At 63.4% G+C, this 16,418-nt stretch carries 16 protein-coding genes; 7 read left to right on the top strand and 9 right to left on the bottom strand.

Features of this window, described 5'->3' with window-relative positions:
• Positions 1 to 122: 122 nt before the first annotated feature.
• The 5 genes from QA643_RS01570 to QA643_RS01550 form a co-directional block, all read right to left on the bottom strand.
• Positions 123 to 884: a phosphatase PAP2 family protein gene (locus QA643_RS01570; RefSeq protein WP_283031461.1), complete on the bottom strand. Its 762-nt coding sequence runs from the start codon at positions 882 to 884 to the stop codon at positions 123 to 125.
• Between the two features lie 102 nt (positions 885 to 986).
• Complete coding sequence (locus QA643_RS01565; protein ID WP_283031460.1) at positions 987 to 1,460, bottom strand: hypothetical protein; 474 nt, start codon at positions 1,458 to 1,460, stop codon at positions 987 to 989.
• Between the two features lie 151 nt (positions 1,461 to 1,611).
• Positions 1,612 to 2,811, bottom strand: a complete 1,200-nt coding sequence (gene rlmN, locus QA643_RS01560; protein WP_283031459.1) for a 23S rRNA (adenine(2503)-C(2))-methyltransferase RlmN — start codon at positions 2,809 to 2,811, stop codon at positions 1,612 to 1,614.
• 166 nt (positions 2,812 to 2,977) lie between these two features.
• Positions 2,978 to 3,607, bottom strand: coding sequence for an invasion associated locus B family protein (locus QA643_RS01555; RefSeq protein WP_283031458.1), 630 nt, complete (start codon positions 3,605 to 3,607; stop codon positions 2,978 to 2,980).
• 190 nt (positions 3,608 to 3,797) lie between these two features.
• Positions 3,798 to 4,637, bottom strand: a complete 840-nt coding sequence (locus tag QA643_RS01550) for an SDR family oxidoreductase (RefSeq protein WP_283031457.1) — start codon at positions 4,635 to 4,637, stop codon at positions 3,798 to 3,800.
• A gap of 113 nt (positions 4,638 to 4,750) precedes the next feature.
• Here QA643_RS01550 and QA643_RS01545 point away from each other — a divergent pair, with 113 nt between their 5' ends.
• From QA643_RS01545 to QA643_RS01535, 3 genes are all read left to right on the top strand, one after another.
• Positions 4,751 to 5,725 (top strand): NADPH:quinone oxidoreductase family protein, encoded by a 975-nt coding sequence (locus QA643_RS01545; RefSeq protein ID WP_283031456.1) that lies wholly within the window; start codon positions 4,751 to 4,753, stop codon positions 5,723 to 5,725.
• 343 nt (positions 5,726 to 6,068) lie between these two features.
• Positions 6,069 to 7,148, top strand: a complete 1,080-nt coding sequence (locus QA643_RS01540) for a hypothetical protein (protein WP_283031455.1) — start codon at positions 6,069 to 6,071, stop codon at positions 7,146 to 7,148.
• A 146-nt stretch (positions 7,149 to 7,294) separates the two neighbouring features.
• Positions 7,295 to 8,467: a TAXI family TRAP transporter solute-binding subunit gene (locus QA643_RS01535; protein ID WP_283031454.1), complete on the top strand. Its 1,173-nt coding sequence runs from the start codon at positions 7,295 to 7,297 to the stop codon at positions 8,465 to 8,467.
• A 90-nt stretch (positions 8,468 to 8,557) separates the two neighbouring features.
• Here QA643_RS01535 and QA643_RS01530 read toward each other — a convergent pair whose 3' ends face one another.
• Both QA643_RS01530 and QA643_RS01525 read right to left on the bottom strand, forming a co-directional pair.
• Positions 8,558 to 8,941 carry a YkvA family protein gene (locus QA643_RS01530; RefSeq protein ID WP_283031453.1) on the bottom strand — a complete coding sequence of 128 codons (384 nt, stop codon included), beginning with the start codon at positions 8,939 to 8,941 and terminating at the stop codon, positions 8,558 to 8,560.
• A gap of 142 nt (positions 8,942 to 9,083) precedes the next feature.
• Entirely contained in the window at positions 9,084 to 9,389 is a 306-nt protein-coding gene (locus QA643_RS01525; RefSeq protein ID WP_283031452.1) for a 4a-hydroxytetrahydrobiopterin dehydratase, read from the bottom strand.
• A 246-nt stretch (positions 9,390 to 9,635) separates the two neighbouring features.
• Here QA643_RS01525 and QA643_RS01520 point away from each other — a divergent pair, with 246 nt between their 5' ends.
• Both QA643_RS01520 and QA643_RS01515 read left to right on the top strand, forming a co-directional pair.
• Positions 9,636 to 11,033 carry a TAXI family TRAP transporter solute-binding subunit gene (locus QA643_RS01520; RefSeq protein ID WP_283035081.1) on the top strand — a complete coding sequence of 466 codons (1,398 nt, stop codon included), beginning with the start codon at positions 9,636 to 9,638 and terminating at the stop codon, positions 11,031 to 11,033.
• 91 nt (positions 11,034 to 11,124) lie between these two features.
• Positions 11,125 to 12,711, top strand: a complete 1,587-nt coding sequence (locus tag QA643_RS01515) for an alkaline phosphatase D family protein (RefSeq protein ID WP_283031451.1) — start codon at positions 11,125 to 11,127, stop codon at positions 12,709 to 12,711.
• Positions 12,712 to 12,734: 23 nt separating this feature from the next.
• Here the strand turns inward: QA643_RS01515 and QA643_RS01510 are convergent, their stop codons facing one another.
• The gene (locus tag QA643_RS01510) at positions 12,735 to 13,115 is read right to left on the bottom strand and encodes a response regulator (RefSeq protein ID WP_283031450.1); all 381 of its coding nucleotides are present in this window, start codon (positions 13,113 to 13,115) and stop codon (positions 12,735 to 12,737) included.
• A gap of 206 nt (positions 13,116 to 13,321) precedes the next feature.
• Here QA643_RS01510 and QA643_RS01505 point away from each other — a divergent pair, with 206 nt between their 5' ends.
• Positions 13,322 to 14,077, top strand: coding sequence for a Crp/Fnr family transcriptional regulator (locus QA643_RS01505; RefSeq protein WP_283031449.1), 756 nt, complete (start codon positions 13,322 to 13,324; stop codon positions 14,075 to 14,077).
• A gap of 212 nt (positions 14,078 to 14,289) precedes the next feature.
• On the opposite strand, the gene QA643_RS01500 is transcribed toward QA643_RS01505, so the two are convergent.
• Positions 14,290 to 14,451, bottom strand: a complete 162-nt coding sequence (locus QA643_RS01500; RefSeq protein WP_283031448.1) for a hypothetical protein — start codon at positions 14,449 to 14,451, stop codon at positions 14,290 to 14,292.
• Here QA643_RS01500 and typA point away from each other — a divergent pair.
• Positions 14,450 to 16,276 (top strand): translational GTPase TypA, encoded by a 1,827-nt coding sequence (gene typA / locus QA643_RS01495; RefSeq protein ID WP_283031447.1) that lies wholly within the window; start codon positions 14,450 to 14,452, stop codon positions 16,274 to 16,276. The genes QA643_RS01500 and typA overlap by 2 nt on opposite strands.
• Positions 16,277 to 16,418 lie beyond the last annotated feature (142 nt).

Raw genomic sequence — 16,418 nt, 5'->3', positions numbered from 1 at the left:
AAGGAGCTGGAGCTTCGGTTCTGATTTTATCAGAGCCGAAGCTCCAGCGGCTTTGGAGGCGCGAATAACAAATTTCGCAGCCCTGGGCACGCGATTAATGGCGCCTGGCGGCCGAGACCGGGTTACCCCGCCGGGCGTCCACGCCAGCGCTGCCACAGGCGGTAGCCGGGGGAGCCCCATCGCCCCAGCGCTGCCTCGATCTCTTCATCCGTCAGCCGCGTCGAGGGCCAGCGGTAAATAAAGGCATAGGCCAGCCAGATCACGAAAAAGCTGACGAGGCCGGCGGCGGCGACATCGGTGAAGAAATGCCCGCCGAACGCCATGCGAAGCCCGCTCGTGACCACCCCGAACAATGTCGCCGCCACATAGGCCAGCGGCCGCCATGCCGGCGGAGTTAGGGCGGCCGGTGCGTAGGTCCAGAACGCGGTGGCGCCCTCGCCGGAGAAGAACGAGCAGTTGCGCCCGCACTCGCCGCGCGGATCCCACCACGGCACGAACTTCCAGGGGCCGTTGAACTCTGTCACCACGACCGGCCGCGGCCGGCCCCAATAGCTTTTGAAGGTGAGATTGGTGAGCACAACCGCAGAGAGCAGGATCGTGACCAATAGAAACACCGCGGCGCGTCCCGGCACCAGCATCGGCCGATCTGGCCGCAGCAATTTGCCGATGATGGCAAACAGCGCCGGCAGCACCAGCGCCCAGGCGACCCACATCGCGCCATCACGCACGAAGGCGGCAAGCCCGCTCTGCTTCAACGGAAACGAGGCACTCGTGGGATCATAGAACAATGCCGCCAGTTTCAGGTCGAGTTCGGGAAAGATTCCGAACAGCAGTCCGATGACGAGCGAGAGGCCCAACGCAATTACAAGTCCAGTCCGGTTCATGGCGCGGGGTTTAGCCGAGGCGATGGCGGATGGAAAGGCACAGGCGCCCTTACCCTCCCCTGGAGGGGTAGGGTAAGTGGAGCGGCTGTGGAACACATCACGTCAGCGGACGGATTGCGACGGCAAGGGCGGCGGCGGCCGTAGCGGAGGCCGCGGCTCGCGCCAGGCCCCGGCAGTGCGGCCGGCGATCATCCAGTAGACAAGGCCGGCCACGATGCCGGCGCCGGTCATGATTTCGAGATGCCGGCGGATGATGCCGTCGAACTGCAGCGTCTCGGTGTCGAAGGGGATCAGGCCGAGATAACAGGCCGCGCCGACGATCGCATAAGCGAGCACGCTGCGGATATAGAAGGCCTCCGTGATCAGGACCACGACCAGCGCCGGCAGCAGCGCAAAGCCTGAGAGAAAGATGAAGCCGAAGCCGAGCAGGACATTGACTGCGCCCTGATCGATCGGCCCCCCGCCGAGATCGGAGATTTCCGGATACAGCACCGCGCCGACCACGATCATCCCCGCCACGAAGCAGGCGGCGAGGAACGCGAACAGGATGACGAAGATGCGGCCGATTAGGGACATGATGGCTCCGTCATTGCGAGCCACCCGGTCGGCGCGAAGCGCCGCCGGATGACAGGCTCCGCGAAGCAATCCACGTCTCCACACGCGGAGAGATGGATTGCTTCGTCGCGTTGCTCCTCGCAATGACGGGATGGCATGCGGCGACCGCCCATCAATCCGTCATCGCCATGGCGCGCAGCGCCTGGCGCTCGCGCGCGGAGAGCTTTTCGGTCTCCGACTTCAACTGGCCGCAGGCGGCAAGGATGTCGCGGCCACGCGGCGTGCGCACCGGCGACGAGTAGCCGGCGTTGAAGATGTATTCGGAGAACTTTTCGATCTGCTCCCAGTCGGAGCATTCGTAACGCGAGCCCGGCCACGGATTGAACGGGATCAGGTTGATCTTGGCCGGAATGCCCTTGAGCAGTTTGACCAGCAGCTTGGCGTCATCAAGGGAATCGTTGACGCCCTTGAGCATGACATATTCAAACGTGATGCGGCGCGCGTTCGAGGAGCCCGGATAGTCGCGGCAGGCCTGCAGCAATTGTTGAATCGGATATTTCCGGTTCAGCGGCACCAGCTCGTTGCGCAGCTCGTCGCGCACCGCGTGCAGCGAGATCGCCAGCATGACGCCGATCTCCTCGCCGGTGCGGATGATGTTCGGCACCACGCCCGAGGTCGACAGCGTGATGCGGCGGCGGGAAATGCCGATGCCCTCATTGTCGGCGACAATGAGCAGCGCATCGCGCACCGCGTCGAAATTATAGAGCGGCTCGCCCATGCCCATCATGACGATGTTGGTGACGAACCGGCCGCCGCCCGGCGTATCGCGATCGGCCCAGTCGTTGAGACGGTCGCGCGCCACCATGACCTGGCCGACGATCTCGCCGGCGGTGAGGTTACGCACCAACCGCTGCGTGCCGGTGTGGCAGAACGAACAGTTCAGCGTGCAGCCGACCTGCGAGGAGACGCAGAGCGTGCCGCGATCGGTTTCGGGAATATAAACGCACTCGACCTCATGCGCCTTCTGCAGCGCATCGCCGCTCGGCAGACGCAGCAGCCATTTGCGGGTGCCGTCGCTGGAGATCTGCTCGGCAACCACTTCCGGGCGATCGACGGTAAAATGCTGCTCCAGTTCGGCGCGCATGTCCTTGGAAACGCTGGTCATCTCGGCAAAGCTCTTGGCGCCGCGGAAATACATCCAGTGCCAGAGCTGCTGCGTGCGCATCTTGCGCTGCGCCGGCGCAACGCCGATCTCGCCAAGCCGCTCGGCGATCTCGGCGCGCGACAGCCCGATCAGCGAGGGCTTTGCCGGCGGCACATAGGTTTCGAGCGGAACCTTCTCCAGCGGCGCCACGGAAGATGAAAGCGTCATTGACTCACACGAGATCGTTGGGGGCGGCGTAGGGTGGGCAAAGCGCAACGTGCCCACCACCACATCAAAATGGTGGGCAGGCGCTGCGCGCCTTTGCCCACCCTACTGGAGCTTCAAATAGGCCTTCCGGGGCCCGCAAACAACGGCATTTTGAGCTTAAAGCGGCCTACCGCTTGCAATCCTGCGCCAGGCGGTCGAGCGCCTGGGACAGCCCCTTCAGCGAGAAGACGTCGGTGGTCTCGGTGCCCTTGGCCGACACGCCCTTGACGACCACTTCGGCGGACTTGCGCATGGCGCTGACCATCTGCTCTTCCTCCGCCGCGTTCTTGATCCAGAGCCCGTCGCCCTGGGTGTACATCGCATACGCCGCGCCGCCGACCTCGAGCGAGGATTCCGAGCCCGGCTTCAGCGCGTAGCCGATCATGATCGAGACTTCGTTGAAGACCTTCTCCGCCGGACGCGTCGAGACGAATGCGTAGGCCGGATCGCGCGGGCGATTCGGCGGATTGGTTTTCGATGACGACGGCTTTGCCAGCGCGAAGCAAACCTTTCGGCCGTTCGGTGTCGCCGTGTAGGCGCCCCAGGTGCCGTATTGCCCGATCAACGTCGGCTCGGCGCCACCCGCCGCTGCCGTCGCCGCCGGTTCCGGCTTCTTTGCAGCCGGTGCCGGCGCAGGCGCCGCCTTGGCAGCATCCTTGGCGTTCTTCGGAGCAGGGCTCTGTGCCTGTGCGAGGGATGTCGCCCCACACAACACCGCAATAGCAACCAGAAATGTCAGTATTCGCAACACGGACAACTGGTTCCCTCATCATTGTGACTGGAAGATGGCCCGAGGGCGCATCGCGCGCCGGCGATGGATAGCCGGGAAATGCTTTCTTGGGAAGGCAGTTACATCACTGTCACCGTCGCGGCGACGCTTCGTCCCGGGTCCCTCCAGCGAATCAAAAGCGCGCGCTTTGTGTCAATCGCCGGCGTCAACCTCTGTATTAATTTTTCGACCTTCGCTCGCGCTGCTGTTGCCACTGCGCATCGGTCCATTGCAGGAGATCCTCGGCGCCTGAACTGCGCAGGTGCGCGCCGCCATCCTGCACCACCATCTCGCCATTGATGTAACCGGCCTGATCGGAAATCAGAAAGCTGGCAAGATTGGCAAGCTCGCGATGCTCGCCGGCACGGCCGAGCGGATTGCGCTCCGCCCAACTTGCATCGCGGCCTTCGGGACGGAGTTGGCCCGACGCGCCCGGCGTTGGAAACGCGCCCGGCGCGATCGCCACCGTGCGCACGCCTTTGGGTCCCCACTCCACCGCAAGACTCTTGGTCATCGCGAGCACGGCGGATTTCGCCATCGCCGATGGGACGGTGAAGGCGCGGCCGGTGATCGTCGACGTCGAGAGAATGCTCAACACCACACCCTTGTGCTTGCCGTCGATCCAGCGCCGGCCCGCCGCAAGCGTGCAGTACATCGCGCCGTGCAGTGTCGGCGCCAGGATCGCATCCGCTGCGCGAGACGACATATGTTCGGTCTGCGCGATGAAGGTCGCCGCGGCGTTGTTGACCAGCACGTCGATCGGCGCATCGCGCCAGATCTCGTCCATCATGGCCTCGACGGCGGCGCCGTCGCGAATATCGCAACCGATCGTGCCGACCTTGCCGCCGAGCTCGCTGCGCAGCCGCATGGCCGCCTGCTCCAGCACCTCGCGCCGACGCCCGCAGATGATCAGCTCGGCGCCGAGCTCGACGAAGCGATGTCCCATCGCGGCCCCGAGCCCGGAGCCGCCGCCGGTGACCAATATCCGCTTTCCCGCCAGCAAGCCTTTTTCAAACATCGTTTGAATCCTCCAGCCACCATGAGGCTATGCCTCGAATCGGATTGTAGCCCGGCTTCAAATCCGGCATGAAGCTGCCAGCATTTCTTGACGGTCCGAAATCAGGTGCGCCCATGAAAGCCATTCTCTGCTCGCAATATTGCCAACCCGACGATCTCGTGCTGACTGATGTGCCCGATCCGGTCGCCGAGGCCGGACAGGCGGTGATCGCGATCAAGGCCGCGGCGCTGAATTTCTTCGACATCCTGATGATCCAGGGCAAGTACCAGATCAAGCCGCCGTTCCCGTTCTCGCCCGCCGCCGAAGTGGCCGGCGTGATCGAAAGCGTCGGCGCCGGGGTCACCGACCTGAAAGTCGGCGACCGCGTGGTGGCGTCCTGCGGCCATAATGGCGCGCGCGAGAAGATCGCGCTGCCGGCAAACTCGATCGTGAAAATTCCCAATAATCTGGATTTCGACCGCGCCGCCGGGATCATCATCATTTACGGCACGGCACTGCATGCGCTGGAAGATCGCGCCAGCCCGAAGGCGGGCGAGACGCTCGCCGTGCTGGGCGCGGCCGGCGGCACCGGCCTTGCGGCCTGCGAACTCGGCAAGCTGATGGGCTTGAAGGTGATCGCCTGCGCGTCATCGGACGAGAAGCTCGAATTCGCCAAGGCGCATGGCGCCGAGCTGACGCTGAACTACAGCAAGGAAGACCTTAAAGAGGGCCTGCGCCGGCTCACCGGCGGCAAGGGCGCCGACATCATCTTCGATCCGGTCGGCGGCACCTATGCAGAAGCCGCGCTGCGTTCGATCGCGTGGGAAGGCCGCTTCCTGGTGATCGGCTTTGCCGCGGGCGACATCCCGAAGATGCCGCTCAACCTCGCGCTGCTCAAAGGCTGCGATATCAGAGGCGTGTTCTGGGGCGCGTGGACCAGGGTCAATCCGGAGAAGAACCGCGCCAACCTGGAAAAGCTGGTGAAGTGGACGGCTGAAGGCAAAATCTCCTCCCATGTCGACCGCACCTTCCCGCTGGCGCAAACCGCCGAGGCGCTGAAAGTGCTCGCCGGGCGCAAGGCCATGGGCAAAGTAATCCTGCACCCCTGAACTGGGTTCCATCATTCGCCATATTTGCTCAATGATGGCGCGCCGCGGAGGCGAAACGGCCATCCCGTGCGCGCGGCCGGCCGCAAGCCCCGCATTTTGTTCCGAAAATTGCTCTCACAAGATATTTTCCCCGTAATAATACGTGTTTCGAAAGCCCCCCATACCGCTTGTGCGCCTTAATCATACCAAAAAATTTCCTAATTCCGAGCGTCGGCCGTCGTTTTTTAAACCCAATCCGTGTGCGACCTTAGGGGTGGTGAAGGGGCTCCTGTACATCAACAAGAGCAAGAAGAATGTACGGGGGGACGCCCGTCGTTGCGTTCAGTAGTGGGGAAGCATCATCATGTCGGAGAATAACAGGCCGGTTCAGGCAAGGGATCCGTTCGACAGGTTCGACGAAGCCATCAGCGATCCGCGGCTGTATGAGGCCGAGCAATCTCGATTCGAACAGCTCCGGTACGAGCCGCAGACCCGGTATCAAGAGCCTCAGTACGACCAGCCCTTTGCGCTGTCGTTCGAGCGGACCGAGGTCCTGCCCGAGGAGCTGCCGCCGCACGAGGAGGTGCCGCTTTTCCTCTCCAATTACGAGGAAGAGTCCCACCAGCAGCTTTCGGAATATACCTTCGGCAGCGGCAGGTTTGGCAGCGGTGGCGGGCTGAGGAAGCCGCGCGCCGGCCGCATCATCACCGGTGTCGCAGTGGTTTCGGCCATCGCGGCCGTTCTCGCCTTGTTTTCGATTGATTCAACGCGCGCCGTCATCTTCAACGCTTCTCTCGGCGGCAGCGGTGGTGGCGGCAGCGCGCCGCCCCCGGCCGAGCTCGCCGCGGCCGTGCCGGACCCCGGACAAATGCCCGCGCGCGTTGCTGCGCCGCCGATTGCCGCTGAACCGACCGGAGCCGAGCTCGCCGCGGCCCGCCGCACGTCGGTGGCGAACGCGATGGCTTCGGCCTCGCCGACGCGCGACGAAATTGCCGCAGCCTATCAGACCGCGCTGAAGGGCAAGGTTGCAGTGCCCGAGGCCGCGGCCCGCGAGGCATCCCGCGAAGTCGTCGCGGCGATCAATCCGGCGCCTGCGGTTGCTGCGGTCGCGCCAGTGGTTCGCGAACCGGCTCCAGCCCCGCGTGAGGCGGCTCCTCCGGTCCGGCGCATCGATCCGGACGAACTGGCCGCGCTGCTCAATCGCGCGAAGAGCCTGCTCTCGATCGGCGACATCACCTCGGCCCGGCTGCTGCTCGAACGCGCGGCGGACGCGCAGGAGCCGGAAGCCGCATTGATGCTTGCGGGAACCTATGATCCGCAGGTGCTCGGCAGCCAGGATCTGCGGAGCGTCACGCCCGACCCCGCGGCGGCGAAGGTCTGGTACCAGAAGGCCGCCCAGATGGGCTCGACCGATGCTAAGCGAAGGCTCGGCCAGCTGAACTAGCGCATGATCCGGAAAAGTGTGAAGCGGTTTTCCGAAGAGATCATGTTCAAGCAAAGACCTAAAGCGCGATGACGATTCATCCGAATCGCATCGCATTTGGGCCAATACTGCAGAAGTTATTTTGACCAGCGCAAACAGAGGAACCCATGCGACACTTCCTGGGAATGGCATTGCTTGCCATGACAGTGGCATGCAGCAATACCGCGGCTAAGGCCGCAGAAACGGAATACGACCCGGCCAAGGTCAGTGAAAGCCTGAAGGCGATTTTTCAGTTCGGCTCCGTCGCCACCAAACAGGCGCTGAACGCCAACACGGTCACCCTGATTTCCGGGACGATCGGCGGCACCTATGTGCAGTTTGGCGCCGACCTTGCTTCCGTGCTCGACGATGGAAACAAGTTGCGCGTACTCCCCATCGTCGGGCGCGGCTCTGTGCAAAGCGTCGCCGACATCCTGTTCCTGCAGGGCGTCGACCTCGGCATCGTGCGCGCCGACACGCTCGACTATCTCGAGAAGAAGGGCTTCGCCAAGGACATCAAGAAGCAGTTCACCTATGTGACGAAGCTCTACAACGAAGAGATGTACGTCATCGCGTCGAAATCGGTGACCAGCATCAACCAGCTCAACGGCAAGAGGGTCAGCGTCGATCTTCCCAACGGCGGCACCTTCGTGACCGCGGCCGTCGTGTTCGAGCGGCTCGGCATCAAGCCGAACTTCGTCTACATCGAGCAGCGCATCGCGATGGAGAAGATGCGGGCTGGCGAGATTGACGCGGTCATCGCCGTCGGCGGCAAGCCGTACAAGTCGGTCAGCAATTTCAACGACAACCGCTTCCATCTCGTCCCGGTCGACTATTCGCGGCCGCTGCAGGGCGATTATCTGCCGGCGGTGCTAACCTCAAAGGACTATCCCAACCTGATCCCGGAAGGGGGCAAGGTCGACACGATTGCGGTGCCGGCGGTGCTCGCGGCCTATAATTGGGCGCCCAACACCGACCGTTACCGCAAGCTTGCCCAGTTCGTGGACGCCTTCTTCACGAAGTTTCCGACCTTCCAGAACCCGCCATTCCATCCGAAGTGGAAGGAAGTGTCGCTGTCGGCGCCGCTGCCGGACTGGCAGCGCCTGCCGGTCGCCGACCAATGGCTCAAGAGCCACAACATCGAGGCGGTGTCGCGCGCCAGGTTCGATGAATTCCTGAAGCAGAGCCCGACGACCGCGGCGAGCGTCAAGTCGGACGCGGACAGGGAGGCCCTGTTCAAGCAGTTCCAGGCTTGGGAAGCCGAGCGAAGTGCAAAGGTGCAGGCGCCGGCTCAACGCTAGCAGCGGCCGGTTCATCAAAGCGACGAAAACCGAAAACCCCGTTCCGAATGCTTCGGAACGGGGTTTTTACGTCTGCCAATACGATGTTGGCTATTCGCCCGTCTCGGCGTCAATCCCGCGCTTCAGCGCCGCGCGGGCGGCTTCGCGATGCTCCGGCGTGATATGACCTGCGACCATGCGGATGGCGGTCGCCAGCACGGCTGCATCGTCGGTAAAGCCAAGCAAGGGCAGCATGTCGGGCATGAAGTCGAACGGCAGAATGAAATAGGCCACCGCGCCGAGCAGCGACGCCTGAACATGGCGCGGCGTCTCCTTGTCGAAGGCGCAGTAATAGGCTGCGAGCAGATCCTCGGCGAATGGAAGCTGCGCCACCACCTGCTTGAACTTGATCCAGAAGCGCCGGCGCACGCTCTCGCGGTCCTGCGCCAACCGGTCGGCCGGCTCGAAACCCGCGGTGTGATCGGACGATGCCATTGCGGCGCTCCCTCAGGGCTCCGGCATGGATGCCGGCTCTCCGCTTCCATTATGTCCTTCACGCGAACCGCTTCGCGTGAGAACGCCCCGTGGAACAATTGGGGATGTTTCCTCTGCGGCGCAAGTATCTGGCAACGCCGGCTCAGGCGACGCCGAGCTGCCGCGCAATCGCATTCATGGCCTTGGCAAGATCGACGTCGCGCCCGGTTACGCCGCCGGCGTCGTGGGTCGCCAACACCACTTCCACGGTCTTGTAGACGTTCTTCCATTCCGGGTGATGGTCGTTCTTTTCCGCCACCAGCGCGGCGCGGGACATGAAACCGAACGCTTCGTTGAAATCCTTGAAGGTGAAGGTCCGCGTGATCGCCTCGCGCCCCGGCGTTTCGGCCCAGCCGGAAAGTTCCACCAGCGCCGATTTCCGTGCCTCCGCCGACAGCCGCTCCGCCATGTTCGCCTCCCGTTTCAGAACCGTCTCAAACCCTAACACCGAAAGCCGCGCGGGGGATCCTGCCTAAAATTGGCCGAGGCCGGCTCGCAACGGCCGCTGGGGACGGCTGGTAACCATGACGCAGATGTAATGATGGTTAAGCGGGAGATTTTGCTAGGTTATCCCAATTGAAGCGTGCCGCCGGCAGTGGAACTGCACCTCCAACGATTCTAGGGATTGATGAGCGACGGCCCTCTCGTTCCGGAAATGCCGGTCCCACCCTCGCCCCGCTCAGCGAAACGACGGCTGACATTCATCACGCTCGCGGGCGTACTGGCCATCGTCGGTGCGCTGGTCGCCGGCTATTATTTTGCCATGCGGCCCGTGACCTTGCGGATCGCGGTCGGCCCCGCCAACAGCGACGACCTCAAGGTGGTGCAGAACCTGGCGCAGGCCTTCAACAACCAGCGCAACAGCCTGGTCCGGCTGCGGCCGGTGCAGACCGACGGCGCGCTCGCGAGCGCCAGCCTGCTCGGCGATGGCAAGGTCGATCTCGCCATCATTCGCGGTGACCTCGAGGTGCCGAGAAATGCGCAGGCGGTGGCGACGCTGCGCAAGAACGTCGTGGTGCTGTGGGTCGCGTCTGCCGCCAAGAAGGAAAAGGGAAAGAAGGCCGCACCTGGCATCACCAAGATCGGCCAGCTCACGGGACGCCGCATCGGCGTCGTCGGCCGCACCCAGGCCAACGTCAACCTGCTCAAGGTGATCCTCCGGCAATATGGCGTCGATCCGGCAAAGGTCGAGATCATCCAGTTTCCCGCCAATGAGGCTGCCGAGGCCATCCGTAACCAGAAGGCCGACGCCTATCTCGCCGCCGGACCGGTCAACAGCAAGATCACGGCGGACGCGATCGCCGCGTCGGCGCGCGAGGGCGGCGCGCCGAAATTCCTCGCAATCGATTCCGCGGAAGCCATCGCGCAGAACCATCCCGCCTACGAAGCCTCCGAGATCCCGGCCGGAACATTCGGCAGCGCGCCGAGCCGGCCCGAGGAAGAGGTCAAGACCATCAGTTTTGCGCACCACATCGTGGCACGCCGAGGCATTGCGGAATCGACCGTTGCGGTCTTTACGCGGCAATTGTTTGCGGTCCGCCAGAACCTGAAAAACGAATTCCCGCTGGCGGCCAAGATCGAGACGCCCGACACCGATAAGGACGCCACCATCCCGGTTCATCCCGGCGCCGCCGCCTTCGTCGATGGCGAGGAGAAGACCTTTCTCGACCGCTACAGCGATTACATCTGGTGGGCCCTGATGGCGCTGTCGGCGATGGGCTCCGCCGGCGCCTGGTTCGCCGGCTATCTCAAGAAGGACGATCGCAGCGTCAACACCTCGCAGCGCGACCGGCTGCTCGACATGCTCACCGCCGCCCGCCAATGCGATTCGATGGACGAGCTCGACCAGATGCAGGCGGAAGCGGACGCGATTCTGCGCGACACGCTGCAATGTTTCGAGCACGGCGCGATCGAGGAAGGCACGCTGACCGCGTTCAACATCGCGATTGAGCAGTTTCACAACGCGGTCGCCGACCGCAAGGCGCTGCTCCTCAGCATGCCGCAGAACCTGCAACGGGCGAGCGCGCAATTTCGCGCCGCCGGCAACGCCTGAACGGCGACGGCGGTAATCGGGCCGTCATCAATTCCTTCTAGGTCTGGCGGTGCTATCATCGCATCCGCGCCCGATCCTGAAGAGGTCCCGCATGAGGTTCCAAATTCCTCGCAGCACGTCCCGCAATGGTCTTTGCGGAATCTCGCGGCGGCGTTTCCTCGCCTCTGCCGGCGCCAGCGCCGTCGGCCTCATCGCAATGCCCTATCTCAGCCGCGCCGCCGACCGGCCGATCGTGACATCGGGCGTGCAGTCCGGCGATGTGAGCATCGACAGCGGCGTGGTGTGGTCGCGCGCCGACCGTCCCTCGCAAATGCTGGTCGAGGTCTCCACCACCGAATCCTTTGCCAAGGTCCGCGCCCTGCCGCCGATCGCGGCGCTCCCCGAGAGCGACTACACCGCAAAAATGCTGCTGGAGAATCTTCCGGCCGGCCAGGATATCTTCTATCGCGTGAAATTCCGCGACCTCTCGCATCCGGAAATAATGAGCGAACCGGTCGTCGGACGCTTCCGTACCGCGCCCGCCGACCGCCGCGACATCAGCTTTGTCTGGGGCGGCGATGTCGCGGGGCAAGGCTGGGGCATCAACCCTGAGGACGGCGGCATGCTCACCTTCGCCACCATGCGCAGGCATCGCCCGGATTTTCTGCTGCACTCCGGCGACACCATCTACGCCGACGGTCCGATCAAGAGCGAGGTGACGCTGCCCGACGGAAAGGTCTGGAAGAACGTGACTATCCCGGAGAAGGCAAAGGTCGCCGAAACGCTCGACGAATTCCGCGCCGCGCACAAGTATAATTTCATGGACGAGCACCTGCGCGCCTTCAATGCCGAGGTGCCGGTCTTCGTGCAGTGGGACGACCATGAGGTCGTCAACAACTGGTCGTTATCGAAGGAATTGCCGGCGACCTACAAGGAACGCAGCATCAGCCTACTCGCCGCGCGTTCAGCCCGCGCGTTCCACGAAATGTATCCGACGCGCGAGAGCATCCGCGAGCCGGGGCGAGTCTACCGCACGCTGAGCTATGGTCCGCATCTCGACGTCTTCATGCTGGACGAGCGCAGCTATCGCGGCCCGAATGGTCTGAACCAGCAGACCGAATACGGCCCGGAAGCGTATTTTCTTGGCCCCGAGCAACTCGCCTGGCTGAAGCGCGCTTTGCTCAATTCACGCGCCACCTGGAAGGTGATCGCGTCAGACATGCCACTCTCCATCATCGTCTATGACGATGCAACCAACAAGAAAGGCTCGGAAGCGGTAGCGCAAAGCGACGGCCCGCCGCGCGGCCGCGAGCTGGAGATCGCCGATCTCCTGCGCTTCATCAAGACATCAGGTGTCATCAACACGGTGTGGCTGACGGCTGACGTGCACTACGCCGCCGCGCATTACTACAATCCCGACAAGGCGCAGTTTGCCGAGTTCGACCCGTTCTGGGAGTTCGTTGCCGGCCCGCTGCACGCCGGCACATTTGGTCCGAACGAACTCGACAACACGTTCGGCCCCGAGGTGAAATTCATCAAGGCGCCAGGGCCCGGCAAGCAGAACCTGCCGCCGTCGGCCGGCATGCAGTTCTTCGGCGATGTCCGGATCGACGGCGCCAGCGGGCAGATGACCGTGACCTTGCGCGACCGCACCGACGTTGCGTTGTGGTCAACGACGCTCGACCCGAAACCGGTGTAACCCTCGCAGATCGCCGCTGCCGTTCAGGAATTGATGCCGCGGCTCGTCAGCAGCGCCCGCAGCGCGTCGGTGGAGCAGGGCTTGGGCAACCGCGGCCTGGTCGCGAATGCTGTCGGCAGCATCGCATCGGCGCCGTAGCCGGTGACGAAGGCAAAGGGAATCTGAAGCGTCTCAAGCCGCTCGGCGACGGCAAAACTCTCCTCGCGGATCAGCCCGACATCGAGCAGCGCGAATTGCGGCGGCTTGTCTTCAATCAGTTCGAGTGCCTTGGCCACGGTGGCGGCGATCCGCACCGACTTCACACCGAAACCGTGGATCGTGTCTTCGAAGTCGAGGGCGATGATCGGGTCGTCTTCGACGACCAGGACGTCAATTGGCATGCCGTCATGGGAGGCGGGGTCCATGTCTCGCAAGTTCCAGGTCTGAAGCTTGTTTCGGAGATCCGGGCCGAGGTCCCGGAAATTTCGGCTGAGGGCTGACGCCTTCGCAAAGCGCATCCGCCGGTTCCGGAACTGAAACCACCACACGAACGTTCTACCGTCTGTCCACTTGTGCACATATCGCGGGAGGCAGACCGATTATTGTCGCTCGGAGGGACAAGGGAACTTTCATGCTCACGCGACGAAACGGCACGGCCGGCGTACGGCCGTTCAACAACCTGCTGCGCCGTTTGAATGACGCCGATTTCGCGTTGATTGCCCCGCACCTTGTCGCCGCCGACAGCGATCCGAATGATCTGCTCTACAGCCCCGGCGACAATGTCGAGACCGTGCATTTTCCCTGCGGCCCCAGCCTCGTCTCCTACATGGTCGCCAACGAGGACGGCCGCGACGTCGAGACCATCCTGATCGGACGCGAGGGCGCGGTCGGCGGCATCGTCAGCCAGGGCAACCTCCCGGCCTATACCCGCATCATCGTCAAGTTCGCCGGGCCCTTCGTTCGGCTGCCAGTCAACAAGCTCGATGCCGCCAAAGCCAAATCGCGCTCGCTGAACAACGTCTTCGCGCGCTATGCGGACTGCATGCTGGCGCAGATTTTCCAGTCTACCGCCTGCAATGCGATCCATTCGATCGAGCAGCGCACGGCCAAATGGATCATTTCGGCGATGGAGCGCACCGATCACGGCGACACCGTGCCGCTCACGCATGAGCAGCTGGCGACCCTGCTCGGCGTCGGCCGCTCCTACACCAGCCGGGTCATCCAGACCTTCAAGGCGGAGGGTACGCTCGAGACCCGGCGCGGCTCGATCGTGATCCGCAACGCGGAAGGGCTGCGAAACCGCTCCTGCCGCTGCAATGAGGCCGTGAAGGGCCATTTTGAGGAGGTTTTGCGGGGAATCTATCCCGAACCCGGCAAGGACAATTGAGGCCGCGCCTGGCCCAAATCGGCTAACCAAATGGCAAACAAACCATTGTTTTTTGGCGTTTTCCGAATATATTGCGCCGCAACGCGTAAGGTGTGCCCGGTCCTTTTGGCCGGGCTTCCTTTTTGGGGGGGAAAGCGCCCCCGGAGCATGGATCCGGAAAAGTGGATACCGGTTTTCCCTCGGGACAAACGCGGTACGCGTTTGTCCCGAGATCATGCTCGACAAAAGAGAAAGAGATGGAGCTGGATGACGATTCGAAGAAGCGTCATCACGCGCCAGTATTCCAGGGTTTGAGCAGCGCGATTCGGAACAGTGGATCCCGGCTTTCCGGCGAGATCGCGCGTCCACCATTGCACGACCAGAAGAAGAGCCATGAACCTTCGTAACGTCGCCATCATCGCCCACGTCGACCACGGCAAGACTACTCTCGTCGACCGCCTGCTGCAGCAATCCGGCACCTATCGCGAAAACCAGAAGGTGACGGAGCGCGCGATGGACTCCAACGACCTGGAGCGCGAGCGCGGCATCACCATTCTGGCCAAGGCCGCCTCGGTGCAGTGGAAGGATACCCGCATCAACATCGTCGATACCCCCGGCCACGCCGATTTCGGCGGCGAGGTCGAGCGCATCCTCAACATGGTGGATGGCGCACTGGTGCTGGTCGACGCCGCCGAAGGTCCATTGCCGCAGACCAAGTTCGTGGTCTCCAAGGCGCTGAAGGTCGGGCTGAAGCCGATCGTCGTCATCAACAAGGTCGACCGCCCCGACGCGCGCCCGACCGAAGTCATCAACGAGGTGTTCGACCTGTTCGCGGCGCTCGACGCCAGCGAGGAGCAGCTCGATTTCCCGATCCTCTACGGGTCGGCCAAGCAGGGCTGGATGGCCGACAGCCCGGATGGCTCGCACGATGCCGGCATGCAGCCGCTGTTCGACCTGATCGTGCGCCATGTCGCGCCGCCGACCGTCGAACAGGGCCCGTTCCGGATGATCGGCACCATTCTCGAGGCCAACCCCTATCTCGGCCGCATCATCACCGGCCGCATCACCTCGGGTGCGATCAAGCCGAACCAGCAGGTCAAGGTGCTGGGCGCCGACGGCAAGACCATCGAGCAGGGTCGCATCACAAAGATCCTCGCCTTCCGCGGCATCGAGCGTACGCCGCTGGATGAAGCCGAAGCCGGCGACATCGTCGCCATCGCGGGCCTGACCAAGGGCACCGTCGCCGACACCTTCTGCGATCCCACGGTCGAAACGCCGCTGCAGGCGCAGCCGATCGATCCACCGACGGTCTCGATGTCGTTCATCGTCAACAACTCGCCGCTCGCCGGCACCGAGGGTGACAAGGTGACGAGCCGCATGATCCGCGACCGCCTGATGCGCGAAGCAGAAGGCAATGTCGCGCTGCGCGTGGTCGAAGCCGCCGACAAGGATTCTATGGAAGTGTCGGGCCGCGGCGAATTGCAGCTCGCGATCCTGATCGAGACCATGCGCCGCGAAGGCTTTGAGCTTTCCGTCTCGCGTCCGCGCGTCGTGCTGCAGAAGGACGAAGCCACCGGAGCGTGGCAGGAGCCGATCGAGGAGGTCGTGATCGACGTCGACGAGGAGCATTCCGGCGTCGTCGTGCAAAAGATGAGCGAGCGCAAGGCCGAGATGATCGAGATGCGCCCGTCCGGCGGCAACCGCCTGCGGCTGGTGTTCTACGCGCCGACCCGCGGCCTGATCGGCTATCAGGGCGAACTGCTGACCGACACCCGCGGCACTGCGATCATGAACCGCCTGTTCCATGGCTATGCCAATTACAAGGGCGACATCCAGGGCCGCCGCAACGGCGTGTTGATCTCCAACGATCAGGGCGAAGCGGTGGCCTATGCCATGTTCAAGCTGGAAGACCGCGGCCCGATGATGATCGAGCCGGGCTGGAAGGTCTACAAGGGCATGATCGTCGGCGAGCACACCCGCGACAACGATCTCGAGATCAACGTGCTCAAGGGCAAGCAGCTCACCAACATCCGCACCACCTCCAAGGACGAAGCGGTGCGCCTGACGCCGCCGATCCGGATGACGCTGGAAAAGGCGCTGGCCTATATCGAGGACGACGAGCTGGTCGAGGTGACCCCGAAGTCGATCCGCCTGCGCAAAAAGTTCTTGGACGCCAACGACCGCAAGCGCGCGGAGAAGGCCAAGGAAGCGGTGGCGTAGGCGCCCCTCCGCTACTCGTCATGCCCCGCGAAGGCGGGGCATCCAGCACGCCGCGGCCTATCCTTCAATCACTGACGTCTCTGGATACTGGGTCACCCGCCTGCGCGGGTGACGACGGTTGTGCGCGGGTAGCTTTAGAGCT

Source organism: Bradyrhizobium sp. CB3481, assembly GCF_029714305.1.
GTDB lineage: Bacteria > Pseudomonadota > Alphaproteobacteria > Rhizobiales > Xanthobacteraceae > Bradyrhizobium.
This window is presented reverse-complemented; position numbering and strand designations above follow the sequence as displayed.